The organism is Streptomyces fradiae (assembly GCF_041270065.1).
Lineage (GTDB): Bacteria > Actinomycetota > Actinomycetes > Streptomycetales > Streptomycetaceae > Streptomyces.
This window is the reverse complement of sequence record NZ_CP065958.1, coordinates 3,339,789-3,364,933: the sequence shown is the minus strand read 5'-3', so window position 1 is coordinate 3,364,933 and position 25,145 is coordinate 3,339,789. Positions and strand designations below refer to the sequence as shown.

24 protein-coding genes and 1 pseudogene are annotated in these 25,145 nt (G+C 71.4%); 13 read left to right on the top strand and 12 right to left on the bottom strand.

What is annotated here, in order from left to right; genetic code table 11:
* Window positions 1-2: 2 nt before the first annotated feature.
* The 3 genes from JAO84_RS15130 to JAO84_RS15120 are packed head-to-tail and all read left to right on the top strand — an operon-like array spanning window position 3 to window position 3,415.
* Window positions 3-1,748, top strand: a complete 1,746-nt coding sequence (locus tag JAO84_RS15130) for a cytochrome c biogenesis protein ResB (RefSeq protein ID WP_370413361.1) — start codon at window positions 3-5, stop codon at window positions 1,746-1,748.
* Window positions 1,745-2,833 carry a c-type cytochrome biogenesis protein CcsB gene (ccsB, locus tag JAO84_RS15125; RefSeq protein WP_265866420.1) on the top strand — a complete coding sequence of 363 codons (1,089 nt, stop codon included), beginning with the start codon at window positions 1,745-1,747 and terminating at the stop codon, window positions 2,831-2,833. Before JAO84_RS15130 ends, ccsB begins: the two co-directional genes overlap by 4 nt.
* A gap of 51 nt (window positions 2,834-2,884) precedes the next feature.
* On the top strand, window positions 2,885-3,415 hold the full coding sequence (locus tag JAO84_RS15120) for an SRPBCC domain-containing protein (protein WP_370413360.1): 531 nt from the start codon (window positions 2,885-2,887) through the stop codon (window positions 3,413-3,415).
* A gap of 32 nt (window positions 3,416-3,447) precedes the next feature.
* On the opposite strand, the gene JAO84_RS15115 is transcribed toward JAO84_RS15120, so the two are convergent.
* From JAO84_RS15115 to JAO84_RS15095, 5 genes are all read right to left on the bottom strand, one after another.
* Window positions 3,448-5,007, bottom strand: coding sequence for a hypothetical protein (locus JAO84_RS15115; protein ID WP_370413359.1), 1,560 nt, complete (start codon window positions 5,005-5,007; stop codon window positions 3,448-3,450).
* A 4-nt stretch (window positions 5,008-5,011) separates the two neighbouring features.
* The gene (locus tag JAO84_RS15110) at window positions 5,012-7,120 is read right to left on the bottom strand and encodes a hypothetical protein (protein WP_370413358.1); all 2,109 of its coding nucleotides are present in this window, start codon (window positions 7,118-7,120) and stop codon (window positions 5,012-5,014) included.
* Window positions 7,121-7,219: 99 nt separating this feature from the next.
* Complete coding sequence (locus JAO84_RS15105; RefSeq protein ID WP_370413357.1) at window positions 7,220-8,134, bottom strand: isopenicillin N synthase family dioxygenase; 915 nt, start codon at window positions 8,132-8,134, stop codon at window positions 7,220-7,222.
* Window positions 8,131-8,592 (bottom strand): nucleoside deaminase, encoded by a 462-nt coding sequence (locus tag JAO84_RS15100; RefSeq protein ID WP_370413356.1) that lies wholly within the window; start codon window positions 8,590-8,592, stop codon window positions 8,131-8,133. The genes JAO84_RS15105 and JAO84_RS15100 overlap by 4 nt, the downstream gene beginning before the upstream one ends.
* A gap of 31 nt (window positions 8,593-8,623) precedes the next feature.
* On the bottom strand, window positions 8,624-9,226 hold the full coding sequence (locus tag JAO84_RS15095) for a flavodoxin family protein (RefSeq protein ID WP_370413355.1): 603 nt from the start codon (window positions 9,224-9,226) through the stop codon (window positions 8,624-8,626).
* A 194-nt stretch (window positions 9,227-9,420) separates the two neighbouring features.
* Here JAO84_RS15095 and JAO84_RS15090 point away from each other — a divergent pair, with 194 nt between their 5' ends.
* Window positions 9,421-9,912, top strand: a complete 492-nt coding sequence (locus tag JAO84_RS15090) for a hypothetical protein (RefSeq protein ID WP_370413354.1) — start codon at window positions 9,421-9,423, stop codon at window positions 9,910-9,912.
* A gap of 1,865 nt (window positions 9,913-11,777) precedes the next feature.
* Here the strand turns inward: JAO84_RS15090 and JAO84_RS15085 are convergent.
* Window positions 11,778-12,167 (bottom strand): VOC family protein, encoded by a 390-nt coding sequence (locus JAO84_RS15085; RefSeq protein WP_370413353.1) that lies wholly within the window; start codon window positions 12,165-12,167, stop codon window positions 11,778-11,780.
* A gap of 1,030 nt (window positions 12,168-13,197) precedes the next feature.
* Complete coding sequence (locus JAO84_RS15080) at window positions 13,198-13,614, bottom strand: VOC family protein (RefSeq protein WP_370413352.1); 417 nt, start codon at window positions 13,612-13,614, stop codon at window positions 13,198-13,200.
* A gap of 138 nt (window positions 13,615-13,752) precedes the next feature.
* On the opposite strand from JAO84_RS15080, the gene JAO84_RS15075 reads away from it, so the two are divergent.
* The gene (locus tag JAO84_RS15075) at window positions 13,753-14,976 is read left to right on the top strand and encodes an FAD-dependent monooxygenase (RefSeq protein WP_370413351.1); all 1,224 of its coding nucleotides are present in this window, start codon (window positions 13,753-13,755) and stop codon (window positions 14,974-14,976) included.
* Between the two features lie 105 nt (window positions 14,977-15,081).
* Here JAO84_RS15075 and sigJ read toward each other — a convergent pair whose 3' ends face one another.
* Window positions 15,082-16,002: an RNA polymerase sigma factor SigJ gene (gene sigJ / locus JAO84_RS15070; protein WP_370413350.1), complete on the bottom strand. Its 921-nt coding sequence runs from the start codon at window positions 16,000-16,002 to the stop codon at window positions 15,082-15,084.
* A gap of 82 nt (window positions 16,003-16,084) precedes the next feature.
* Between sigJ and JAO84_RS15065 the strand changes: the two genes are divergently transcribed.
* The gene (locus tag JAO84_RS15065) at window positions 16,085-16,543 is read left to right on the top strand and encodes a hypothetical protein (RefSeq protein ID WP_370413349.1); all 459 of its coding nucleotides are present in this window, start codon (window positions 16,085-16,087) and stop codon (window positions 16,541-16,543) included.
* Window positions 16,544-16,553: 10 nt separating this feature from the next.
* Window positions 16,554-17,558 (top strand): DMT family transporter, encoded by a 1,005-nt coding sequence (locus JAO84_RS15060; RefSeq protein ID WP_370413348.1) that lies wholly within the window; start codon window positions 16,554-16,556, stop codon window positions 17,556-17,558.
* Here the strand turns inward: JAO84_RS15060 and JAO84_RS15055 are convergent.
* Both JAO84_RS15055 and JAO84_RS15050 read right to left on the bottom strand, forming a co-directional pair.
* A pseudogene (locus tag JAO84_RS15055) lies at window positions 17,470-18,345 on the bottom strand (LysR family transcriptional regulator); the annotation flags it as partial. The gene JAO84_RS15060 and the pseudogene JAO84_RS15055 sit on opposite strands and share 89 nt — an antisense overlap.
* Before the next feature lie 13 nt (window positions 18,346-18,358).
* Entirely contained in the window at window positions 18,359-18,745 is a 387-nt protein-coding gene (locus tag JAO84_RS15050; protein WP_370413347.1) for a PLD nuclease N-terminal domain-containing protein, read from the bottom strand.
* A gap of 91 nt (window positions 18,746-18,836) precedes the next feature.
* On the opposite strand from JAO84_RS15050, the gene JAO84_RS15045 reads away from it, so the two are divergent.
* Genes JAO84_RS15045 through JAO84_RS15035 form a run of 3 tightly spaced genes read left to right on the top strand, consistent with a single transcriptional unit; the run spans window position 18,837 to window position 21,889 of the window.
* Window positions 18,837-20,288 (top strand): menaquinone biosynthesis decarboxylase, encoded by a 1,452-nt coding sequence (locus JAO84_RS15045; RefSeq protein ID WP_370413346.1) that lies wholly within the window; start codon window positions 18,837-18,839, stop codon window positions 20,286-20,288.
* Window positions 20,285-21,187: a menaquinone biosynthesis prenyltransferase MqnP gene (gene mqnP / locus JAO84_RS15040; RefSeq protein WP_370413345.1), complete on the top strand. Its 903-nt coding sequence runs from the start codon at window positions 20,285-20,287 to the stop codon at window positions 21,185-21,187. Before JAO84_RS15045 ends, mqnP begins: the two co-directional genes overlap by 4 nt.
* Before the next feature lie 21 nt (window positions 21,188-21,208).
* Window positions 21,209-21,889: a UbiX family flavin prenyltransferase gene (locus tag JAO84_RS15035; protein ID WP_370413343.1), complete on the top strand. Its 681-nt coding sequence runs from the start codon at window positions 21,209-21,211 to the stop codon at window positions 21,887-21,889.
* Here JAO84_RS15035 and JAO84_RS15030 read toward each other — a convergent pair.
* Window positions 21,886-22,026: a hypothetical protein gene (locus tag JAO84_RS15030; protein WP_265866401.1), complete on the bottom strand. Its 141-nt coding sequence runs from the start codon at window positions 22,024-22,026 to the stop codon at window positions 21,886-21,888. The two genes, JAO84_RS15035 and JAO84_RS15030, sit on opposite strands and share 4 nt — an antisense overlap.
* A 113-nt stretch (window positions 22,027-22,139) precedes the next feature.
* On the opposite strand from JAO84_RS15030, the gene JAO84_RS15025 reads away from it, so the two are divergent.
* Together JAO84_RS15025 and mqnE are read left to right on the top strand one after the other, a co-directional pair.
* Window positions 22,140-22,595: an Lrp/AsnC family transcriptional regulator gene (locus JAO84_RS15025; RefSeq protein ID WP_370413342.1), complete on the top strand. Its 456-nt coding sequence runs from the start codon at window positions 22,140-22,142 to the stop codon at window positions 22,593-22,595.
* Window positions 22,596-22,654: 59 nt separating this feature from the next.
* Window positions 22,655-23,818, top strand: a complete 1,164-nt coding sequence (mqnE, locus tag JAO84_RS15020) for an aminofutalosine synthase MqnE (protein ID WP_265866399.1) — start codon at window positions 22,655-22,657, stop codon at window positions 23,816-23,818.
* Window positions 23,819-23,876: 58 nt separating this feature from the next.
* On the opposite strand, the gene JAO84_RS15015 is transcribed toward mqnE, so the two are convergent.
* Entirely contained in the window at window positions 23,877-24,410 is a 534-nt protein-coding gene (locus tag JAO84_RS15015) for an N-acetyltransferase family protein (protein WP_370413341.1), read from the bottom strand.
* A 122-nt stretch (window positions 24,411-24,532) separates the two neighbouring features.
* On the opposite strand from JAO84_RS15015, the gene JAO84_RS15010 reads away from it, so the two are divergent.
* Window positions 24,533-24,799: a DUF4229 domain-containing protein gene (locus tag JAO84_RS15010; protein ID WP_370413340.1), complete on the top strand. Its 267-nt coding sequence runs from the start codon at window positions 24,533-24,535 to the stop codon at window positions 24,797-24,799.
* Window positions 24,800-25,145: the final 346 nt, after the last annotated feature.

The window sequence follows — 25,145 nt, the reverse complement described above, 5'->3', positions numbered from 1 at the left end:
CCATGAGCAAGACCGAAACGAGCAAGACCGAGACGAGCCAGGCCGAGACGACAGGGCACACGGCGGAGCAGCAGGACGGCCTCGGCGCCGCCGGGGAACAGCTGTCCACCGCCCCCCGCGAGGAGACCGCGCTCGGCGGCCCCACCCTCGGCGTCATCGGCTGGATCCGCTGGTTCTGGCGGCAGCTGACCTCCATGCGGGTCGCGCTGATCCTGCTCTTCCTGCTCTCCCTGGGCGCCGTGCCCGGCTCGCTCATCCCGCAGACCAGCGCGGACGAGCTGAAGGTCGAGCAGTTCAAGCAGGCCCACGAGACGCTCACGCCGCTCTACGAGAAGCTCCAGCTCTTCGACGTCTACAGCTCGGTGTGGTTCTCCGCGATCTACATCCTGCTGTTCGTCTCCCTCATCGGCTGCATCGTGCCCCGCACCTGGCAGTTCGTCGGCCAGCTCCGCGGCCGCCCGCCGGGCGCCCCCAAGCGCCTCACCCGGCTCCCCGCGTACGCCACCTGGCGCACCGAGGCCGATCCCGAGGAGGTCAGGGCCGCCGCGCTCGCGACCCTCAAGGGGCGCCGCTTCCGCGCCCACATCGCGGGTGACGCCGTCGCCGCCGAGAAGGGCTATCTGCGCGAGGCGGGCAACCTGCTCTTCCACGTCGCCCTGATCGTCATCCTCGTGTCCTTCGCCGTGGGCCAGCTCTTCAAGTCCGAGGGCGGCAAGCTCATCGTCGAGGGCGACGGCTTCTCCAACACGCTCACCCAGTACGACGACTTCAAGTCCGGCTCCCAGTTCTCCGTCGAGGACCTGGCCCCGTTCGGCTTCAAGCTCGACAGCTTCACCGGCACGTACGAGAAGAACGGCCCCCAGCGCGGCACCCCGCGCACCTTCGAGGCGGCCGTCACCTACTCCGAGAACGGCGGCCCGGACAAGAAGGCGGTCATCCGGGTCAACGAGCCGCTGGAGGTCGACGGCTCCAAGGTCTATCTGATCGCCCACGGCTACGCGCCCGTCGTCACCGTCCGGGACGGCCGCGGCAAGGTCGTGACCAGCGGCCCCGTGCCGCTGCTGCCGATCGACAACAACATCACCTCGTCCGGTGCGATCAAGGTGATGGACGGCTACCGCGACAGATTCGGCAAGAAGGAGCAGCTGGGCTTCCAGGCCTTCTTCGTGCCGACCTTCGCCGGCGCCGGCAAGGGGACGATGTTCTCCCAGTTCCCGGCGCTCGACTTCCCGGTCATGGCGCTCACCGGCTTCCACGGCGACCTGCGGGTCGACTCCGGTCTGCCGCAGAACGTCTACCAGCTCGACACCGCGAAGATGAAGCAGTTCGCGGTCGCCGGCGGCACCGGCAAGGCCAACCGGCTGCTGCCCGGCGAGACCATGACGCTGCCCGACGGCGCCGGCTCGATCACCTTCGAGAAGGACATCAAGGAGTGGGCGAGCTTCCAGATCTCCCAGCAGCCCGGCAACGGCCTCGCGCTCACCGGCGCGGTCGCCGCCATCGCCGGACTCGCCGGCTCGCTGTTCATCCAGCGCCGCCGGGTCTGGGTCCGGGCGGTCCGCGGCGAGGACGGTGTCACCGTCGTCGAGATGGCGGGCCTCGGCCGCAGCGAGTCCGCCAAGCTGCCCGAGGAGCTGGCCGAGCTCGCGGCCACGCTCCACGCGAAGGCGCCCACGGCGCCGGAACCCGAATCCGCAGAAGACCCTGCCGCGGAACCTGCCGCAAAGTCCGAAGGGGCTGAGAAGTGATCCTCGCCGCCGAGACCAACGAGAGCCTGGCGCAGCTGAGCGACCTGCTCGTCTACTCGTCCATGGCCGTCTACACACTGGCCTTCTTCGCCCACATCGCCGAGTGGGTGTTCGGCAGCCGCAGCAAGGTCGGCCGCACCGCCGCCGCCCTCACGCAGCAGCAGCCGAAGGCGGCCGCCGCCGCCCCGGCCGTCCAGGTGAAGACGGCCGGCGGTGGCACCGCCGTGCTCGACAAGCCGCAGGTCGTCACCCGCTCCGCGGCCGGCGCCCGGGACGTCCCGGACGGCCCCGGTGCGGCCGGCGGCACCGTCCAGGGCGACCTGTACGGCCGGATCGCGGTCTCGCTGACCGCGCTCGCCTTCCTCATCGAGGCGGCCGGCGTGATCACCCGCGCGCTCTCCGTGCAGCGGGCCCCCTGGGGCAACATGTACGAGTTCTCCACCACCTTCTCCACGGTGGCGGTCGGCGCGTACCTCGGCTTCCTCGTCGCCAAGAAGAACGTGCGCTGGATCGGCCTGCCGCTGGTCACCACGGTCCTGCTCGACCTGGGCATGGCGGTCACCTGGCTGAAGACGCCCAGCGACCAGCTGGTGCCGGCGCTCGACTCGTACTGGCTGTGGATCCACGTCTCCACCGCGATCTTCTGCGGCGCCGTGTTCTACCTGGGCGCCGTCGCCACCCTGCTCTACCTGTTCCGCGACTCGTACGAGAACAAGCTCGCCACCGGCGGCAACCCCGGCTCCTTCGCCCGCTCCGTCCTGGAGCGGCTGCCCGCCGCGGCCAGCCTCGACAAGTTCGCCTACCGGGTCAACGCGGCGGTCTTCCCGCTGTGGACCTTCACGATCATCGCCGGCGCGATCTGGGCCGGCGACGCGTGGGGCCGCTACTGGGGCTGGGACGCCAAGGAGGTCTGGTCCTTCATCACCTGGGTCGGCTACGCGGCGTACCTGCACGCCCGCGCCACCGCCGGCTGGAAGGGCCGCAAGGCCGCGTACATCGCGCTCATCGCCTTCGCCTGCTTCCTCTTCAACTACTACGGCGTCAACATCTTCGTCAGCAGCAAGCACTCGTACGCCGGAGTGTGACCGCCGGCGTCTGAGCTGGCACCCGCCCCGCCCCGGGGCCACGCTGGAGGTATGAGCGAGATACCCCGGGGCCGGAGCGAGACCCACGACGGCGACGCGCACCTGCTGCGCTACGTGGTCGAGCTGCCACACCCGCCGATCGCGGTGTGGGCCGCCGTCGCCACCCCCGAGGGCCTGCCCGCCTGGCTGTGCGCCGCGGACCCGCTGGAGCCCCGGCTCGGCGGCCGGGTCACGCTCCGCTGGCTGAACAGTGACACGGTCGTCTCCGGGCAGGTCACCGCCTGGGACCCCGAATACGTCGCCGAGTACACGGTCGACCCGCCGCACGGCCGGATCCGCTTCCACCTGGAACCGGGCCCGGACCACGACGTGTCGACCGTGCTGCGTTTCACGGCCGAGTTCACCGGCCCGAAGGAGGCCATGCTCGACATGCTGGCCGGCTGGCACGAGCACCTGGAACGGCTGGTCAGGGCCCTGAACGGGCACCCCACGGACTGGCGCGACTGGACGCCCGACCGCTGGCGCGAGCTGCGGGAGCTGTACGAGCGGGACGAGGCGCCCTGGCCCAAGTGGGAGCCGTAGCCGGACCCGTATCCGTATCCGTATCCGTACGGTCAGCCCTTCTTCGGCGGCAGACAGCTCGTGGCCGGCGGGCCGCCCGCCGGCCAGGCGATCGCCACGAAGCGCTGGGTGCCGTCCCCGGCGAGCTCCACGATCGGGACCGCCTTGTTGTACGGGTTGCCGAAGTTGTCCAGACAGATCCAGCCGCTCGCCCCCTGCACCCGCAGCGAGCCCTTGACCTGCGGCCACTGGGTGGCCACGTCGTCCAGCTCCGGGAAGGCCGCGCCGTCCGGGGTGGCCTGGCGGATCGCGTGGACGGCGGTCGCCATCGCGTCGTACGCGACGATCGCCTGCCCGTCCGCGAGCGCCACCGGCTTCTCGTCCGCGCGGGCGATGTCCGTCAGGAAGGTGTCGTACGCGACCGTCGACCCGCCCGTCGCCGGCACCGGCCGCCCCGGCGCGGCCCGCCAGGCGTCCGGGTGCGCGAGCGAGGCGTAACGCACGGTGAGCCGCGCCTTGAGGGCCCGCCGGTCGAGCTTGGGGTCGGCGCCCAGGTAGGAGCCCTCGTCGCCGGTGAGGATGGTGAAGGAGCGCTCGGCGCAGCCGCGGGCGCCGAGCGCGTTGATGAACTGGCGCAGCTGGGTGTGCCGGCCCGCGAAGAACACCGTCTCGGCGCGGGTGTCGCAGATGAGGTGGGTGATCTGCCGGAAGGTGTTGGCGGTGGTGCCCTCCTCGGTGGGGTCGGCGGGCGAGGTGAACAGCTGCGGCTCGTAGGGGGCGCCCTGCAGGGACTTGGCGAAGGCCGACTTGAGGGTGTCGGTGTAGTGGTCGCCGGTGCGGGTGTCCTGGACGAGGAGGGCCTTGGCTGCGTTCACCCTGCCGAAGTGGGCCAGCGCGTCGGCCTCGTCGCTGTTGGTGGGGGAGACCCGGGCGAGGCCGGGGAAGCGGTTGTCGCCGGGGCCGGGGCCGTTGGCGATGTCGTCGGCGGTGATGGTGGTGCCGACGACGGCGAGGCCGGCCTCGTGGGTGAGGGCGGTGACGGCCTGGCGTACCTCGGTGGAGGAGGTGGCGACGCCGGTGACCGCGCGCAGCTGGTCCGGGGCGCCGGTCATGCCCTTGAGCTGGTCGACGGTGGCCCGCCAATGGGCGTTGTTCTTCCCGGTGTTGGCGAGGACCAGGCGGATCTTCGGGGTCTCGCTGTTGGACTCGTGGTTGGCCCGGTGCTGGCGGGCGTACGCGCCCTGGAGCTCGTGCAGCACCTTGACCCGCATGCCCGCGTCGGGCGAGGTGAGCGGCAGCAGGACGGCGACCGTGGCGTACTCGCCGGGCTTCAGGGTGGCGTTCTCGCGGCCGATAAGCCCGGCGATGTGGGCGAGTTCGGGGATCCGGAAGGCGAAGCCGTCGCCGTTGACGCCGACGCACTCGTCGGAGCCGGCGGGGCGGGCGACCCCCGCCGCACAGGAACGGTTCTCCGGAGTCGTCCAGGTCTTGATCGCCCAGCCGAGCGGCAGCCCGATCACGAGCAGGGCGAGCACGGCGGCGAAGAACCGCTGTCTCGGGGTGTAGAGATGGCGGGCGAGGAAACGGTTGCGCGGGTGCAGCGGGTCGGTCATCGCCTCAGACTCCGTCCTGGCGGCCCGGCGGCAGCGAGGGGCGCCGCCAGGCGTGAATGTCCCTGGGCCAGTGGGTGGCCGCGTCCCACAGCGGGCTGTTGCCCGTCAGATGGCGCCCGGACAGCTGCCGCAGCTCGTGCGCCAGCTTCTCGGTCACCTCCTCGTCGGGCAGCGCCAGCGGATCGGTCAGCAGCCACACGGCGTGCAGCAGCCGGCGTACGGACAGGTGCAGGGCGGTCGCGTCCGCGTCGAGCCCGGCGGGGAGCGGGTCCTGCGCCTGGCCGTCCGGTGCCTGGCGGCCGAGCGCGGCGGCCCGGCGCGGATCGGGCCCGCCGGCCGTCGGTCCGCCGCTGCCCGCCTCGCGCGGGTACGGGGCGGAAGCCACGAACCGCAGCCGCCCCAGCCAGCCCACCACGTCCGGCTCCGGGAACGTGGTCCGCAGATGCGTCACCGCGTCCTCGGTCCGGCCCAGGGCGAGTTCGTGGAACAGCCGGTACGGCAGCTCGGCGGCGGGCGCGCCGGCCCGCCCGTAATGCCGGTGCAGCGTCTCGTGCACCGCCCGCCAGGCCGCGTGCCGCGGATGGTCGGCGTCCTCGAAACGCAGCCGGTGCAGCAGCAGGGCCCGGAGCAGCGGGTCGGCGACGAAGTGCTCGGGGCCCTCCGCCCAGTCCTCGGCGCGCAGCCGGTCCCGTACGAGCAGCGCCATGTCACCGTCCCGGTTCTCGGCGCGCAGCCGGGTGTGGGCGAGCAGCCGGGCCGACTCCTCGTCGTGCGCGGCGGCGAGCACCGTGAACGGCTCCAGGCGCGGCTGCGGCAGCAGCGCCCCGAGCAGCGTCGGCGCGACCGGCACCGGGTGCGCGTCCTCGCGGAGTTCCACGGTCAGGTCGAGCAGCGCGCCCGGGGTGAGCCCGGGGCGTTCGGCGCGCGGCGCCTCGGCGGCGGCCCGGCCGAGCAGCACCACGCCGAGCGGCCGGCCGCCGGTCAGCCGGTGCACACCCCGGGCCAGGTCGGCGGGGGTGCGGCCGGACGGGTCGAGCCGGTCGAAGGCGGCCTGCGTCTGGCCCGGCGACAGCGGGGTGAGGTCGACCGCGAGGATGCCGGAGGTGACGTCGTCGCCGCGCGGGGCGGGCGCCCGGTGCGCGGTCTCCGGCAGCTTCAGGCGGTGCGCGTGCCGCAGGCCCTCGTGCTCACGGACCCGGGAGGCGGCGAACACCACCAGCTTGTCGCGGCGGCCCTCGTGACGGGCCCGCAGGATCGGCTCGACGAGCCGGCGGCCCAGCTCGCCGTGCGCGTTGTCGAGCAGCACGACGGGCCGGCCGCGCCGGGTGCCGACCCTGGTGAGGCCCTTGTAGGCCTGGCCCAGGTCCTCCACCAGCGCGCCGACCAGGAAGCCCTCGGCCTCCCGGCGGCGCCGGCCGCCCTGCTCGAAGTCGATGGCGAGCTGCTGGAGCCCGGCCTTGCCGCGCCCGCCGGCGTTGCGGTAACTCCCGTACCAGCCCTCCGACTTCTGCTGCACCCGCCCGAAGACCTCCTCCAGGACGGTCTCGACGGTCGCCTCCGCCAGCAGCCCGGCGAGCGGGGCCGCGGTCTCCGCGAAGGTCGCGGCGAGCTTGGTCAGCACCTTGGTGACCCAGTTCGCCGCCGCGCCCTTCGTGGCGTCGACGGTGGACAGCACCGGCCCGAGCCGCTGCAGATCCCGCTGCGCCCGCTCCTCGTCCTCCCGCGACCAGCCGGTGGAGGCGACCGCGACCAGACCGAGCGAGAGCCGCGGGAACTGCACCGGCTTCGCCCCCGTCACCCGCGGCGCCAGCTGCACCGCCAACTCGGCCAGTGCACCGGTCAGTTCGGTCCAGCCCGGGCCGTGGTCGGCGGGCGGCTCGATCCGGTCGCAGTCGAGCAGGGCGAGCGGAGTGGCGACCCTGTAGCTGTCGCGGAGCTGCTTGAGCAGGGCGGTCTTGCCCATGCCGCGCCCGCCGGTGAACACGACGACGGGCGGGTCGTCCCCGTGCTCGTACGGCACACGGCCGAGCCCCTCGCCCGCCAACCCGATGAGGCGCGCGGCGAGCCCCGTGCGCTGGAGCACCGCCTCGCGGCCGTACAGGACTCTCGGCACCCGTAATCCCCCGCATCCCGTCAGACGTGCCCCGTCACATCCTCAAGTCCGAATTATCGACGGGGAGTTGGTCATCGGCCAGGGTTTTCGGGGTTCCGTTCAACCGGCGCTGATCGCATCGAGCTTGGCCCGCAGATAGGAGTGGGACTCGATGCCGTTGATCGTGGTGCCCGGGGTGCACTCGTAGAAGTAGACGAGCGACATCAGCTCCTCGGCGGGCACGTCGACCGGCGGCGGCAGCACCCGGTGCCGCCCGGAGCGCCAGCGACCGCCCGTCCAACCCGCCATCAGATCCCCGATGTTGACGGTGAAGGCGTCGGCGTCCGCGTCGTACGGGGCGTCCTGCCAGCCGCCCTCGTCGGTGAACAGCTGCAACCCGCCCCGGCCCGCCTGCCGGTCCAGGATCGTCACGGTGCCGAAGTCGGTGTGCGGGCCGATCCGGAACTGCCCCGGCTCGGGCGGCCCGGTCCGCTCGGTCCCCGGATACCAGTTGATGTTGAAGCCGAAGGTGGGATGCCCGGTGTGCCGGGTGAAGAAGTCCTGCTCCTCGCCGAGGGCGAGCCCGAGGAGGTCGAGGACCTGGTCGGAGAGCTCCCGCATCTGGGCCAGGTATTCCTCGACCAGTGGCTTGAGGGTGGGCGTCTCATCGGGCCAGGTGTTCGGCAGGAACCACTCGGCGTCCACGGCCGGATCCCCGGTCGGCGTCTCCGCCGCGAAGGACAGCGACTCCTTGAGGTCGGGCGGGGTGGCGGTGCCCTCGGCGTAGCCGTTGGCCTCGGCGCCGGGCCCGAGCCAGCCGCGGCCGCCGACCTTCACCGCGTACGGCTCCTTGACGGCGGCCGGGAGGTGGAAGAAGCGGCGGGCGACGGCCCGGATCTCGGACCGGAGCCCGGGGTCCACCCCGTGGCCGCTGACCAGCAGGAACCCGGCCTTGCGGAGGGCGAGGTCGACGGCGGGCAGCTGCGGGCCGGGATCGCGGCGCAGATCGATGGTGGGCAGCCGGGCGTCGCTCATGCTTCGGGCTCCTCGCCGATGTCCTCGTTCCACAGGGCCGGGTGCTCCGCGATGAAGCCCCGCATCAGGGCGGCGCACTCGGGGTCGTCCAGGACCAGGACCTCCACCCCGTGCTCCGCGAGCCAGTCGTGCCCGCCGTGGAAGGTGCGGGCCTCGCCCACGACCACCCGCGAGATGCCGAACTGCCGGACCAGACCGGAGCAGTACCAGCAGGGCGACAGGGTCGTCACCATCGTCGTACCCCGGTACGAGCGCTGCCGGCCCGCCGCCCGGAACGCGGCCGTCTCCGCGTGCGCCGACGGATCCCCGTCCTGCACCCGCCGATTGTGCCCGCGCCCGAGCAGCGCCCCGTCCGGCCCGTAGAGCGCGGCCCCGATCGGCACCCCGCCCTCCGCGAGCCCGGCCCGCGCCTCGTCGAGCGCGGTGCTCAGCCAGCGGCGGCCTTGTTCCTGGTCCATGCGGGGAGCCTTCCCCGGGGCCGTGCCGAGATCACACGGCGGCGCCGGCCTCCACCTCGTAGGGGAAACGGGCGAGTGGCGGCTCACCCTGGAAGAAGGTCCGGGCGCGGTCCATCGCCCGCTCGTCGGCCCGCACCCGGCCGGGCCGGGAGCCCGTCCCGGTCAGCACCCCGCCGAACCGCATCCGCAGATACGCCGCCGAATGGCTCAGCCCGGTCACCAGACCGTCCGCGACGACATGGTCGCCGTCGGCCATGGCCGTCACCCCCCACAGCGTGCCGCCCGCCATCCGCTCCTTGAAGTCCGACCCCGGCACGTTCAGCCAGCCCGACCAGTAGTCCAGATACCGCTTGGCCTGCGCGGACAGGCTGTACCAGTACAGCGGCGAGACGATCACGACGTCGGTCGCCTCCGCCGTGGCGTGCCTCAGCAGCTCCTCGCTCGCCGAGCCCTGCCGGTCGCCGCTCTCGTGCCGCCCGTCCTGGAAGTCCGGCAGCACGTGTTCATTCAGATCCACCCAGCGCTGCGGCACGCCGGCCGGCAGGTGCGCGGCGGCGGCGCGGGCGAGTATCTCGGAGTTGCCGTCGGCGCGGGAGCTGCCGAGGACGAAGAGGAACGAGCGGTCGGTGGTCATGCCGGTGCCAACTCCGAGGTCGCCGGGGGTATTCCGGGAGTATTTCGGGACCGGGGCGCTAGAGAAGATACCCACCAGTAGATCTTCAACAGGGCCCGGTTACAGTGGTTTTGACTGACTGCCAGCGGAGTTCGAGGCTGGCGGGGGAACGTGCGCACGGCGGTATGCCGTCGTGCGCGGGAACGAAGGAAATCATGGGTTCGATTCACAAGCGCATCGGCGCGGTCATCGGTTCGGCCGCCCTGTTCGCCGGCGTGGCGCTCACCGCCGGGGCCGGAACCGCCAGCGCCGAGGAGACGGGCGACCTCGCGCCCGACAGCGAAGTCTCCCTGTCCATCACCGGGGTCTCGGAACGTGCCGCGATGGCATCGGACGGGTCGTTGACCATCCACATCAGCAGCCCCCGGGACGGCCACGACATGGGCTTCGTCCGGTGGAACGCGGACCCGCAGCCCGCGCCGAACATCCCGGGCGACTCCCTCATCGCCAAGGACATCAGCCCCGACGGCTGGGCGGTCGAGGCCGAGCTGAGCAACGGCCGCGTCGCCTCCACGCGCGGCCACAAGGCGATCTACATGAAGGTCGTCTCCGGCAACCTGCCCGAGGGGCACGCGTACAAGCTGCGCGGCTGCGTCGTGAAGGGCAGCGAGCGCCAGTGCACCCCGTGGCGCGCGGTCCACGCCTGATCGCCGATGGGCGGCCGGGCCGCTGAGCGGCCCGGCCTACGCCCGGGTAAAGACTCCTCCGCGGGCGCATTCCTTGGGCGAGGGTAGTCGGAGCACTGGCCTCGTCGTCCTGGTCCTGGGCCTTGGCCGGCGCCGCGACGCCTGGCCGGCCGCCGCGCCCGCTAGGCCCGGAGGGCCTGGTGCATTGGGTCGTTTCTACCGGGCGTCGACCCCGGGTGCCCCGCGCCTGCGGGGGCCGGAGCACTGGCCGCGCCGTCCGGATCTCGTCCGGGCCCGCGACTCTCCCAGCGCTTTGCCTGGGTGGGACCCCCGCCCGGCCTACGCCCGTGTAAAGGCCCGCGCCGCCTGGCCGGCCGTCGCGCCCCTTGGGCGCGGAGGGCTGGGGGTGCCCCGTGCCTGCGGGGACGGGGCATTGGGCCGGGTCGTCCGGGTCTCGGCCGGGCCCGCGACTCTCCCAGCGCTTTGCCTGGGTGGGATCCCCGGCCCGGCGCGCTCCCTGGGCCCTGCGGCCCGGGGCCACGCGCCTGCGGGGGCCGTTTCGCCAGGCCGGGTCGTCCGGGTCTTGGTTCGGCCCGCCACGCCTGGTCCGTGCCGCGCCCCGGGGCCCTCTGGGCCCGGGCGCTCCCCTTGCCGCTTCCCCTTGGCCCGGAGGGCCTGGAGAGGCCCTGAGTCGAAACGCTCCGGCGCCTTGCGATGTACCGCACTGGGGGTACGACCCCGGGCTGCGCCTCCACTGGTGGTGCCCCCACCCCAGGCGAAGCTCTGGGGCGCGGCGAGGCGAGGCGAGGCGAAGGCCCGCGCGGTGCGCGGGTGAAGGTTCTGCGGGTGGCCGTTTCCTGTGAGCTTCTGGTGCGGCCGCCCTCTCTCCGAGTGTGGCCCCCTCCACCACCGCGTCAAGGGCGCCTCCGGCGTCGCAAGCGATGGCCTACGGCCACCCTTGACCCGGCGCCTCCGGGGGCCTTTTCACACTCGGAGGGCGGCCGGGGGCCCGGCCACGCGGAAAGGCCCGGGTATCGGCCGGCCGCCGTAGGCGGGCGACGGGCCGGTGGTGGGCGGGCCCGGGTATCGCTCCCCCGAGTGGGACACTCCCGCCCGGTGGGCGGGGGCTCGGTTCCCGGCCGGGGCGGGTGGGGCCGTTCCCGCCGGTTCGGGGGTGCGCGGACGTGGAATGGGGCGGCCAATCCCGGCTCAGCGGCCGACCGCCGCCCTCGGGCAGGGGCACATGCCCCGCTGGATCACCCCCGGCGGGCGATACAAACCCCGCCCCCGCGAGGTCCTGGGCCACGACGGCCGCCCCTGAAGCCACACCCGCCTCACCCGCCCCATCGATGGCGGGGATTGCCGACTTTGTGCCGCCCGGAAGCGACCGATGGCGGTGACGGACGGGCAGAGTCCGCTCGCGCGAGGCCCTGAGTGCCGCAGATCACCACTGGCATCACACAAGTCCCACCCGCCCCATCTCAGGCGCGGATTGCCGACTTTGCACCGCCCGGACAGGACTCCGCCGGGGTGCCGGTCGTGCTAACCCCGCTGCCGCGAGGTCGTGCGTGCTGCAGGCCGCCACTGGCATCACAGGAATCCCACCCGCCCCATCGCTGGCGCGGATTGCGGACTTTGTGCCGCCCGGTAGGGGCCAATGGGGGCGAGCTGCGGACGCCGGCGGGGCGCCGGAGCCCTGCTCGGCGGAACGAAGTCGGGCATCCGCAGCCGCGATGAGGAGGATGTGAACTCCTGTGACTTCAGAGGCGGTCTGCGGCGCCCAACGCCTCGCACGAGCGGACTTTGCTCGGCCGCGAATACACGGGGTGCAAGCAGCGGTCGAGGGCCGCGCTCCGTGCTGGGAGTGCGGCCCTCGGTGCGTGCGGTTACGAGGTCCAGCCGCCGTACGGCACGGTGATGAGTTCCATCGCGTGGCCCGCCGGGTCCATGAAGTACACGCCGCGGCCGCCGTCGTTGCGGTTGATCGTGCCGGGCTGCTTCCGGTGGGGGTCGGCGTAGTGCTCGATGCCGCGCTGTTGGATCTGCGCGTACGCCGCGTCGAACTCCTCCTCGGAGATCAAGAAGGCGTAGTGCTGGGGGGTGATGCTGTCCGCGGGGATGGTGGCGAAGTCCAGCGTGACGCCGTTGCCCAGGCCGACCGCGATGAACGGACCCCACTCGGCGGTGATCTCAAGGTTGAGCAGGTTCGCGAAGAACTCTGCGGACTCCCGGTTGTCCCGGGCGTGGACGATCGTGTGATTCAACTCGACTGACAAGGAATGCCTCCGAAGGCATGTCCCGACACCTCCATGCCTCACCCAGCCGGTGACCGACACGCGATGTCGCCGTAGATCATAGTCGTATCTAGGGAGAAAGTCGACGGTAGTTGATGAGGTTGCGGCCCTACCGGCGAAGGTGAGTAGTGCTCGGCCTTGCGGGCGTAGCGCCGGCGCCCTGAGCCCGCAGGCCGGGATCGTCGACCCCGCCGCCCCCTGGATCGCGCGTCCCGACCAGGCCCGAGGATTGCGGACTTCGCCCGCCCGTCACCGCCATCGGCCCCTGCCGGGCGGCACAAAGCCGGCAATCCCCGCCAGCGATGGGGAGGGTGAGCGGGTGTGACTCCAGTGGCGGCCTGTAGCACCCAGGATCTCGCGCGAGCGGACTTTGCCCGCGATCCCTCGCCGGGGGTGCTTGCAGACCGCCCCGGCAGTCGCCCGACGGAGTCCTGCCGGGCGGTGCAAAGTCGGCAATCCCCGACAGTGGGCGAGGCACGTGGGACGTCTGTGACTTCAGTGGTGGTCTGTGGCGTCCAAGGCCTCGCGGGAGCGGGGTTTGTATCGCCCTCCGGCCGTGGCCAGCGGGGCATGGGTCCCGGCCCGATGACGGGCGTTGGTCGCAAGCCGGGAGTGGGCACCCCATTCCACTCCCGCGCACCCCGAGCCGGGGGGGGATACGGCTCACCGGCCCCAGCCACGAACCGAGCCCCCACTCACCGGCCCGTGAGGAATCCCCATCCGGAGCGATACCCGGTCCCACCACCCATGCACCCGCCATCCGCCTACGGCGGCCGGCCGATACCCGGGCCTGTCCGCGTGGCCGGGCCCCCGGCCGCCCTCCGAGTGTGAAAAGGACCCCGGTGGCGCCGGGTCAAGGGTGGCCGTAGGCCATCGCTTGCGACGCCGGAGGCGCCCTTGACGCGGTGGTGGAGGGGGCCACACTCGGAGAGAGGGCGGCCGCACCAGAAGCTCACAAGAAACGGCCACCCGCAGGACCTCCACCCGAGCGCCGCCCCGTACCGCCCGCCTCCTACTCGGCGCGCTCGGGCCAGACGGGGCGGCCTTCGGGGGTCCAGGTGACGCCCTTGTTGCGGCAGAGGCAGAAGGGGTGGCCGATGGGGTCGGTGTAGACGCGGAAGCCGTAGCCGTCGGGGTCGGTGCAGTCGCGCTGGAGGGTTGCGCCGAGGGACAGGACGCGGCGCTGTTCGGGCTCGATGTCGTCGACTTCGAAGTCGAGGTGGAACTGCTTGGGGTGCTCGCTGTCGGGCCACTGCGGGGCGTGGTAGTCGTCCACCCGGATGAAGGCCAGTTCGATGTCGCCGAGCTGGATGCCGGCCCAGTTCTCGTCACTGCCGGGCTTGACCGGGAGCCCCGTCACCTCGGAGTAGAAGGCTGCCAGCTTCATCGTGTCCGGGCAGTCGATGATGAAGTCGGTGAGTCGTAGCATCCGGCGATCTTGCCACAAGGTCGAATGACGTCGGTGCCCTGTCGGTGGCCGCAAGCGCGTTGTCGGCGGCCTGTCGGTGGGGGCGATCAGCCTCGTACGCAGGGAAGTTCCGCAGACGTACGAGGAGCGCACATGTCCATGCCCAGCGAATCGAAGAGCCCGAAGAGCATCAGCGTCCTGATCTCCGGCGCCAGCATCGGCGGGCCCACCCTCGCCTACTGGCTGAACCGGTACGGCTTCCGCGTCACGGTGGTCGAGCGGTTCAACGGCCTGCGGCCGGGCGGGCAGGCGATCGACGTACGAGGGCCGGCGCTTGAAGTCGCCGAGCGGATGGGGGTGTTGGAGGAGATCCGGCGCAGGAGTACCGACCTGCGCGGGATGTCGACCGTCGACGCCGACGGCAACGAGCTGTCCAGGACCACCGAACACACCATGAGCGGCGGGCAGATCGACAGCCCGGACGTGGAGATCCTCCGCGACGACCTCGCCCGGATCCTGTACGACGCGGGCGGCAGCGGCATCGAGTATCTCTTCGGGGACTCCATCGCCACCCTCGATCAGGACGAGGACGAGGTGCGGGTCGTGTTCGACAGCGGCACGTCACGCGCCTTCGATCTGGTCGTCGGCGCCGACGGCGTGCACTCCCACACCCGCGGACTCGTCTTCGGACCCGAGGAGAACTACCTGCGCCACCTCGGCGGTTACCTCGGTGTGTGGACGGTGCCCAACCATCTCGGTCTGGACCGCTGGGAGGTGATCTACCAGATGCCGGGGCGGGACGTCTGGGGTGCGATGGTGATGAGCGTGCGGGACAACTCGGAGGCCCGCGCCTTCATCGGGATCGAATCCGACGAGCCGCCCGCGACGTTCCTCCCGCGCGACACCGACGCGCAGAAGCGGCTGGTCGCCCGCGCGTACGAGGGCGCCGGCTGGGAGCTGCCGAGGCTGCTCAAGGAGATGTGGAACGCCCCCGACTTCCACCTCGACGCGCTGGCCCAGATCCACATGGACGCCTGGTCCCACGGCCGGGTGACCCTCCTCGGCGACGCGGGCTACTGCGCGTCGCCCGCCTCCGGCCAGGGCACCACGATGGCCATGACCGCCGCGTACGTCCTGGCGGGCGAGCTCGCCGCCGCACCCGGCGACCACCGCGCCGCTTTCGCCGCGTACGAAAGGGAGTTGCGCGACTTCGTCGCCGTCAACCAGGACCTCGCACTGATCAGCCGGGACGCCATGCGCGCCCAGCGGGAAGCGCCGGCGGACCAGGCCGAGCCGCCTGCCCGGCACGAGGACGGCGCGTTCGCGGAGGTCTTCGCCAAGCTCGGCGCCTTCCGGCTCAAGGACTACGAGGACGTCAGCTGATTGCCGGTCGGCGGCAGCCCGGCCCAGATCGCGAGGACTGGGTGCGCTCGCTCTTCCCCGCGTACGTGAAGGCAGAGGCCAGGCGGGTCGGCTGCGGGCCCGGGCTTACGCCCCTTCCTCCTCTGCCCGGGGCTGCCAGGGGCCCAGCTTCTCCGGGTTGCGGACGGCCCAGATGCGGGCGACCTGGGCGCCCGTGATCTCGAAGGCGGCGACCGTGACGGTGGTGCCGGTGTGCCGGGCGACCAGGCCGGGGGTGCCGTTGACGGTGCGTTCCAGGAGGGTGAGGCCGGGGGCCTTGGCGGCGATGAAGAGGAGGTAGTCGGCGATGCGGGCGGCGCCTTCGAGGGGGCGGAGGACGGCGCCGGCCAGGCCGCCGCCGTCGGCGACCAGAGTGGCGTCCGGGGCGAGGAGGGAGACCAGGGCGTCGATGTCCTTCGCCTCCCAGGCCCGCTTGAAGGCGCGCACCAGACCGGCCGGGGCCGGGGCCGCGGCCGGCGAGGAGGGGGCGGGGGCCGGGACCCGGCGGCGGGCCGCGGCCGCGAGCTGGCGGCAGGCGGCCGGGCTGCGGCCGAGCATCGCGGCGACCTCGGCGAAGGGGTAGCGGAAGACGTCGTGGAGGACGAAGGCGACGCGCTCGGCCGGGGTCATCGCCTCCAGGACCACCAGGAAGGCCATGTTCACCGACTCGTCCAGGGTGATCCGGTCCGCCGGGTCGACCGGGCCGGAGCCCGCCGAGCCACCGATCCACTCGGTGCGGTCGGGCAGCGGCTCCGGGATCCACTCGCCGACATAGCGCTCGCGCCGGGCCCGCGCCGAGCCCAGCTGGTCCAGGCAGACCCGGGTCGCGACCGTGGTCAGCCACGCGCCCGGGTTCTCGACCGCGTCCTGCCGCGCGGGCGTCAGCCCGTACCAGCGCGCGTACGTCTCCTGCACCGCGTCCTCGGCCTCCGTCACCGAACCGAGCAGCCGGTAGGCCAGGTTGGTCAGATGGCGCCGCTCGTCGATGACCTCGCTCGTGTACCCCACGTCCCCCGCCTCACATTTCGCCGTGCTGCCTCGTCGGGGATACGGAACACCCTCGGAGCGGCCCAGCGAAAAGGAATTCGTCATGAGCGAAAGAAGCACCACCAGCACCACCACCAGCACCAGCACCAGCACCAGCAGCACCAACCTCTTCACCCGCATCGCCGTCGCGCTCCAGACCCTCACCCTCTTCTTCCAGGCCACCACGGCCGGGCTGCTCCTCTCCACCTCCTACGGCGAGACGCTCCACAGCGTCGGCGCCCGCGTCATGTACGGGGCGACGATGCTGTACGTGCTCGCCGCCGTCCTCGCCTGGAAGCCCGGCGGCAGCTCGCCCCGACCGGTTCTGTACTCCACCGGGTTCCTCGTGCTCGCCTCGGCGCAGGTGATCCTCGGCATCGCCCACCAGCCCGCCGCGCACGTTCCCCTCGGGGTGCTCATGTTCGGCCTGAGCGTCCTCGACCTGGGGCGATCGGTGACACCGATGGCCCGATCGGCAGGACGCCCCACTGGCTCGTGGACCGGGACCCGCGCCCGTTCGTAGCGTCATGGGCATGAGAAACGAGACCAGCGCGAACCAGGCCAGGGGAAACATCGAACTGACCGCCGCCATGGTGCTCTCCGGCACCCTCGGCGTCTTCGTCGTCGAGTCGGGGGCCTCCCCGTTCGACGTCGTCTTCTTCCGGTGCGTCTTCGGGGCCCTCGCCCTCGGCGTCTACAGCCTGGCGCGCGGCTTCTTCACCGGCCACGGGTTCACCGCGAAGAAGCTCGGGCTCGCGGCGCTCGGCGGGGCGTTCATCGTCTTCAACTGGGTGTTCCTCTTCGAGGCGTACGAGGCCACCTCGATCTCCTTCGCCACCGTCGTCTACCACACCCAGCCGTTCTTCCTGGTGGTCCTCGGCGCGGCCGTGCTGCGCGAGCGGATCAGCGCCGGGAAGCTCGGCTGGCTCGCCGTCGCCTTCGCCGGCCTCGTCCTCGTCTCGGGCATCCGGCCCGGGGACACGGCGTCGCTGAAGGGCCTCGGGTTCGCGCTCGCCGCCGCCGTGCTCTACGCCCTGTCGACGATCGTGACCAAGCGGATCAGCGGCGTGCGGCCCCACCTCATCGCCCTCGTGCAGGTCACCACCGGCATCCCGCTGCTCCTGCCCTTCGCCGACTTCGGCGAGGCCGCGCGGCTCGGTGCCGGCTGGGGCTGGCTGGTCGGGCTCGGGATCGTCCATACCGGGGTGATGTACGTCCTGATGTACGCGGCGTACGCCAAGCTGCCCACCGCCCGGATCGCGGTGCTCGCCTTCACCTACCCGGCCGTCGCGATGGGCGTCGACTGGGCCGTGTACGGGCACCACATCGGGCTCGTCCAGGCGCTCGGCGTCCCGCTGATCGTGCTCGCCAGCCTCAGGGTGACTCTGGCGAAGGCCCCGCAGACTCCCCAGGCCCCGCAGACCCCCGCGACCCCCCAGGCCCCGGCGACTCCTCGCGCACGAGCCGCCGCGCCTGCTCCACGAACAGCCGCACATGCGCCGGCAGCCGCTTCCCCCGCCGCCACGCGATCTGCGTGAAGAGGGTGAAGGGCGGCTCCCAGTCGAGGGCCACCAGCGCCCCGGACGCCAGTTCCTCGCGGACGGCGATCCGGGGCAGCAGGGCGATCCCGAGCCCCGCCGCCACGCCCCGCTTGCTGGCCTCGATCGTGCCGTACTCGGTGAACACCGGCCCGTACGGCTTGAGTTCGGCCTCGAACAGGTCCCGGTAGGCGCAGCCGGGCTCCGTGCCCACGAGCGCGGCGCCCGAGAGCTCCCCGGCGGTGAGACCGGTGCGGCCGGCCAGCGGGTGGCGCGGTGAGGCCACCAGGACCAGCGGCTCCTCGGCGAGGACCTCGCTGTCCAGGCCCTCGTGCTCCGTCTCCCGCTCCATCAGCAGCCCGAGGTCGTAGGTGCCCTCGCGCAGCGCCTGCCGGGTCGCGTCGCCGAGGGTGGGGCGCAGGGCGAGCCGGATGCCCGGGTAGCGGTGGTGGAAGAGTTCGAGGAGCGGCGGCAGGCGGTAGGAGGTGAGCGACTCCATGGTGCCGACGGCGATCGTGCCGGCCGGTTCGCCGTCGCCGGTGACGGCGGTGCGGGCCTCGTCGGCGAGGGCGATGATCTGCCGGGCGTACGGAAGGAGTCGTTCACCGGCCTCGGTGAGCCGGATCCGGGAGCCGAGCCGCTCGAAGAGCTCGACGCCCAGCGAGGTCTCCAGGGCCTTGACCTGGCTGGTGACGCTGGACTGGGCGTAGGCGAGTTCGGCGGCGGCCCGGGTGAAGGAGAGGACCGTGGCGACCTTCTCGAAGGTGACGAGGAGCCGCAGCTCCATCAGCTCTCGGTCCTCAGCTCTCGGACTCTTCCCCGCGCTCGCGGCGCTTCAGCTCCTCCTCGCGGCGGCGCAGGTCGGCCTCCCAGTCCTTCAGGAGCGCCTCGTCCTTCTTGTTGTCCTCGCGCAGCGACTTCAGGAACTCGGGGTTGTCGTCCGGGGCGACCCACTCGTGGCGGTGGTTGCGGTGCCACTCGCTGGGCGTGCGGCCGCCGGCCGGGGCACGGCGCATCTTGCCGGCGGCGAACCAGACGATGGGTCCGACGATCCAGAAGAGCAGGATGATGATGACCCAGACCACCTTGGGCAGGTGCTTGGCCTCGTCCTCGGGGGTGTTGAGGCAGTCGATGAACGCGTAGATCGTCAGCGCCAGCGGCAGGATGTACATCAGCGCCCTGAGCATGTGGGACAGCCCCCTGGAAAGCATCGGCGGGCAGCGGTTTCGGCGGCCCCGGTGACGTGCCCAGCCTAGCCGGTGACCGATACTGACCCCTATGGCTTACGACGATCTCCGCTCGCTGCTCCGGGCGCTGGAGCGCGAAGGCGACCTCAAGCGCATCAAGGCCGAAGTCGATCCGTACCTGGAGGTCGGGGAGATCGTCGACCGGGTGAACAAGGCGGGAGGCCCGGCGCTGCTCTTCGAGAACGTGAAGGGCTCCGCCATGCCGCTCGCGATGAACGTCTTCGGGACGGACCGCCGGCTGCTCAAGGCGCTCGGCCTGAAGTCGTACGAGGAGATCAGCGAGAAGATCGGCGGTCTCCTCAAGCCGGAGCTGCCGCACGGCTTCGTCGGGGTCCGCGAGGCCTTCGGGAAGCTGGGCTCGATGGTCCACGTGCCCCCGAAGAAGGTCAAAGAGGCACCGGTCCAGGAGGTCGTGCTCACCGGCGACGACGTCGACCTCGACCGGCTGCCGGCCCTCTTCACCTGGCCGAAGGACGGCGGCTCCTTCTTCAACCTGGGGCTCACCCACACCAAGCACCCGGAGACGGGCGTACGGAATCTCGGCCTCTACCGGCTCCAGCGCCACGACAAGCGCACCATCGGCATGCACTGGCAGATCCACAAGGACAGCCGCAACCACTACGCGGTGGCCGCCGAGCGCGGTGAGCGGCTGCCGGTCGCGATCGCCTTCGGCTGTCCGCCGGCCGTGACGTACGCCTCGACGGCGCCGCTGCCGGGCGACATCGACGAGTACCTCTTCGCCGGCTTCGTGCAGGGCAAGCGGATCGAGATGGTCGACTGCAAGACCGTCCCGCTCCAGGTCCCGGCGCAGGCGGAGGTCGTGATCGAGGGCTGGCTGGAGCCGGGCGAGATGCTGCCGGAGGGGCCCTTCGGCGACCACACCGGCTTCTACACGCCGCAGGAGCCGTTCCCGGCGCTGAAGATCGACTGCGTCACGATGCGGAAGCGTCCGCTGCTGCAGTCGATCGTGGTCGGCCGGCCGCCGACCGAGGACGGGCCGCTCGGGCGGGCGACGGAGCGGTTCTTCCTGCCGCTGCTCAAGATCATCGTGCCGGACATCGTGGACTACCACCTGCCGGAGTCCGGCGGCTTCCACAACTGCGCGATCGTCTCGATCGACAAGAAGTACCCGAAGCACGCGCAGAAGGTCATGCACGCCATCTGGGGCGCGCACATGATGTCGCTGACCAAGCTGATCATCGTGGTCGACAAGGACTGCGACGTGCACGACCTGCACGAGGTGTCCTGGCGGGCCCTCGGCAACACCGACTACGCCCGCGACCTCACGGTCGTCGAGGGCCCGGTGGACCATCTGGACCATGCCTCCTACCAGCAGTTCTGGGGTGGGAAGGCCGGTATCGACGCCACCAGGAAGCTGCCCGAGGAGGGCTACACCCGGGACGGCGGCTGGCCGGACATGGTCGAGTCGGACCCGGCGACGGCGGCCCTGGTGGACCGCCGCTGGAAGGAGTACGGGCTGTGACCACCGCCGCCGTGCCCGGCGCCCAGCCGGGCCGTACCAAGGCGTTCCTCCGCCTCGTGATGATCGAGCACTCGGTCTTCGCGCTGCCCTTCGCGTACATCGCCTCGCTGACCGCGATGTTCCAGCTGGACCGGCGGATCCACTGGTGGACGCTGTTCCTGGTGACGGTCTGCATGGTGGGTCTGCGGACCTTCGCCATGGCGTGCAACCGGATCATCGACCGGGAGATCGACGCCCGCAATCCGCGTACCGCCAACCGCGAGCTGGTGACCGGCGCGGTGTCGGTGCGGTCCGCGTGGACCGGCGCCGGCGTGGCGGTGGTCGTGTTCCTGGGCGCGGCGGCGCTGCTCAACCCGCTGTGCCTGGCGCTCGCGCCGCTCGCCGTGATCCCGATGGTGGTCTATCCGTACGGGAAGCGGTTCACCAACTTCCCGCACGCGATCCTCGGTCTCGCCCAGTCCATCGGCCCGATCGGCGCCTGGCTGGCGGTGTCGGGGGAGTGGTCCTGGGACGCGGTGATCCTCGGCCTCGCGGTCGGCATCTGGATCGGCGGCTTCGACCTGATCTTCGCCTGCCAGGACGTCGCCGCCGACCGGGCGGAGGGCGTCATGTCGGTCCCGGCCCGCTTCGGAGTCCCGGCCGCCCTGTGGGGTGCGCGGGCGTCGGCGGTCGTGACCACGGGCCTGCTGGTCTGGTACGCGCTGGCCACGGACGCGGGTGTGTTCTTTTGGGCCGGACTGGTGATCGTGGCGGCGGCGTTCTGCTACGAGCACTCGATCGTGAAGCCGCACGACCTGTCCCGCCTGAACCGGGCGTTCTTCACCGTCAACGGTTTCATCGGCATCGCGCTCTTCGTGTGCGCGCTGCTCGACCTGCTGGTGCGCGGGCTGACGGTCTAGGCGCCGGATAGGCTCGGCGGCGTGGAGCCGAACAACAGCAAGCAGCGTCGTCCCTGGGTGGTCGGGGTGTCGGGGGCGTCGGGGACGCCCTATGCCGCCGCCGTGCTGCGGGGGCTGCTGGCCGCGGGGGAGGACGTCGACCTGATCGTCTCGCGGGCCTCGCGGCTGACGCTGCTCGACGAGACGGGGATCGCCTTCCGGGACGCGCACTGGCGCGAGGACCTGGCGGCGTGGCTGGCGCGGGGCGCCGACGGGAAGCCGGACACCTTCGACGCCGAGGTGAGCGGCGTGCGGTTCTGGCCGGCCGGTGACCTGGCGGCCGGGCCGTCCTCGGGCTCGTACCCCGTCAAGGGGATGCTGGTGGTGCCGGCGTCGACGGCCGCGGTGGCGGGGATCGCGCTCGGGCTTTCGAAGGACCTGCTGCAGCGGGTGGCGAGCGTGACGCTCAAGGAGCGCCGGCCGCTGGTGGTCGTCGTGCGGGAGACGCCGCTGAACGGGCAGACCCTCAGGCACATGGTGGCGCTGGACGAGGCGGGCGCCGTGGTGCTGCCCGCCTCTCCGGCGTTCTATACGGGGGCGACGCACATCCAGGACCTCGTGGACTTCGTCGCCGGGCGGGTGCTCGATGCGGCAGGGGTGCCGCACGAGCTGTACCGCCGGTGGGAGGGAGAGCTCGGTGGTGCCGCTCCCCGCCCGGACTAGCGCTTCTTGGCGGCGGCGCGCTTCTTCGCACCGCGCTTGGAGGCGGACGGCTGGTGGGCACGCGAGCGGTTGGCCAGGTCCTGCAGCTCGCGCATACGGGCGTAGGCCATCTCGATCGTGTACACGGTGAACACCACTCCTGAAAGATCGTCTTTGATCCACTGAAAGATTCACAGGGTGTCGGCCCCTGTGTACCTTAGATTCTATACCTAAACTCGCGGTACCGCTGGACAATGGAAGGTGTTTCCCTATGGACGCCGTGGACAGGCAGCTCATCCAGGCCCTGCGTGAGAACGGTCGCGCCTCGTACGCCGAACTCGGCCGGCTCGTCGGGCTCTCCGGCCCCTCCGTGACCGACCGCATCAACCGCCTGGAGGCCGCCGGTGTCATCACCGGCTACCGCGCCACCGTCGACGCGGCCTCCCTCGGCCTCGGCGTCACCGCGCTCATCGGCATCTCGCTCTCCGACGCCGCCGACCACGAGGACGTGGCCCGCCGCCTGAAGGACCTGGCCGAGATCGAGGACTGCTGGTTCATCGCCGGCGACGACTCCTTCATGCTCAAGGTCCGCGCCAACGACGTCGACGGCCTGGAGAAGACCATCCGCCGGCTCTCCGGCACCAAGGGCGTCTCCCGCACCCGCACCACGATCGTGCTCTCCACCAAGTGGGAGAACCGGGTCGGGGATCTGCCCGAAGAGGTCTGAGAGTACGGTTGGCAGGCCTGTTTCGGAGAAAAGGTCGGAGAACAAGGGAGGCGGCCGTGATGGACGTCGGGCTCAAGCGTGAGCTGGAGCAGAAGGTCCTCGCCGGCGAGCGGCTGAGCCGTGAGGACGGCATCGCCCTGTACGAGTCGGACGATCTGGCCTGGCTCGGTGGCCTCGCCCACGAGGTGCGGACGCGGAAGAACGGCGACGTCGTTCACTTCAACGTCAACCGGCACCTCAACATGACCAACGTCTGCACCGCCTCCTGCGCCTACTGCTCCTTCCAGCGCAAGCCGGGCGAGAAGGACGCGTACACCATGCGCATCGAGGAGGCCGTGCGCCTCGCGAAGGCGATGGAGAACGAGAACCTCACCGAGCTCCACATCGTCAACGGGCTGCACCCCAACCTGCCCTGGCGCTACTACCCGCGCTCGCTCTCCGAGCTGAAGAAGGCGCTGCCGAACGTCTCGCTCAAGGCCTTCACCGCCACCGAGATCCACCACTTCGAGACCATCTCCGGCCTCACGGCCTCGGAGATCCTCGACGAGCTGATCGAGGCCGGTCTGGAGTCGCTGACCGGCGGCGGCGCCGAGATCTTCGACTGGGAGGTCCGGCAGCACATCGTGGACCACAACACCCACTGGGAGGACTGGTCCCGGATCCACCGGCTCGCGCACGAGAAGGGTCTGAAGACCCCCTCGACCATGCTCTACGGGCACATCGAGGAGCCGCGCCACCGCGTGGACCACGTGCTGCGGCTGCGCGAGCTCCAGGACGAGACCGGCGGCTTCCAGGTCTTCATCCCGCTGCGCTACCAGCACGACTTCGTCGACATGCAGGACGGCAAGGTCCGCAACAAGCTCCAGGCGCGCACCACGATGGCGACCGGCGCCGAGGCCCTGAAGACCTTCGCGGTCTCCCGGCTGCTCTTCGACAACGTCCCGCACGTCAAGGTCTTCTGGGTCATGCACGGCGTGCAGACCGCCCAGCTGGCGCTGCAGCACGGCGCGGACGACATGGACGGCTCGGTCGTCGAGTACAAGATCACGCACGACGCCGACAACTACGGCACCCCGAACAAGCTGACCCGGGAAGACCTCCTGGAGCTGATTCAGGACGCCGGATTCCGGCCGGTCGAGCGCAACACGCGCTACGAGATCATCCGCGAGTACCCGGGCCCGGACGCGGAGCGCCGCGAGGCGCCGCAGCCGATGCGCCTCTGACGCGCCTCCGATGCGGCTCTGATCCGTCTCTGATGCTTCTCTGACGCTGCGGTACGGGCTACCGCAGCTGGAGCAGCATGATGATGTCGTCGCGGTCGTCGCCCGGGGCCACCCGGATGGCGGCCGGGACGCGTCCGACCTCCTTGTAGCCGGCCCGCGCGTAGAAGGCGTCGACGCCGGTGCCGCCCCGGCAGGTGAGCCGGATCGCCTCGACGTGCTCGAAGCCCTCGCCGGTCCGGGCGGCCTCCTCGACCGCCGCCATGAGGTCGAGCCCGTACCCCTTGCCCTGGTGCTTCGGGTGCACCATCACCGTGTACAGCCACACCCAGTGCCGCATCAGTGGGTGCCCGTTGGTCGTGTAGAAGGCGGTCGCGGCGACCTCGCCGTCCCCGTCCCGGCCGACGAGCAGCCGCGTGCCGCCGTCGGCCATCCCGACCAGGTGCTTGAGCAGCGCGGGCCGGATCTCCTCCGGCGTCACGGGCGGGACGAAGCCGACGGCGCCGCCCGCGTTGGACACGTCCGCCCAGAGGGCGATGACGCCGTCGCGCAGCGCGCGGTCGACGGCGGGATCCAGCTCAAAGGTAAGGGTCATAGACGGAGATTATCCCTTACGGATGGGTCGCTCAAGGGGATGTGACCGGACCCGCTCCCGGGCCGGGCCCGGCCCCGTGCTTCACTGGAGGGACGCTCGTCCGGTATGGGAGGGACACGCACATGCTCCGCTACACCCTGATGCGCCTCGGCATCTTCGCCGGCAGCTTCCTGGCGCTGTGGGGCCTGGTCTACGTCGGCGTGCTGCCGCGCGGCCTCGGCGACTCCAACTTCCTCTGGGTCCTGCTGCTCTCGCTCCTCGTCTCCGCGCCGCTCAGCTTCGTGCTGCTGCGCAAGCAGCGGGACGACATGAGCGTCCAGATCGTCGAGAAGGTGGACCGGGCGAAGACCCGCCTGGAGTCCAACCGCTCGGCGGAGGACGCCGCGTAAAGACTGCGTAAGCAGCCTCACATCTCCGCCCCTGGCGGGAGCTTCGAAGGCTCCAGCCAGGGGTTTTCTGTGTTCCGAAGGCTGAGACGGCCTCTGGCCTCAGGCCATCTCAAAGAACTGCTTTGAGGTTCTCAAAGTACAGGTGTTAACGTTCTCGCCATGACAACCGCAGTGCGCCTCCTCCAGGACCCGAGCACCCCGCTCGTGGCGCGCCTGCACGTCGATCTGTGCCGCTGTATGTCCGCGGTCTGTTGCCGCGCCTTCTGATCCGGCATCATGCAGCGGCCCGCGCGTGAGCGCGTGTGTGCCGCACCCCCGTCCCGTATTCCCCGATACGCACCAGTGG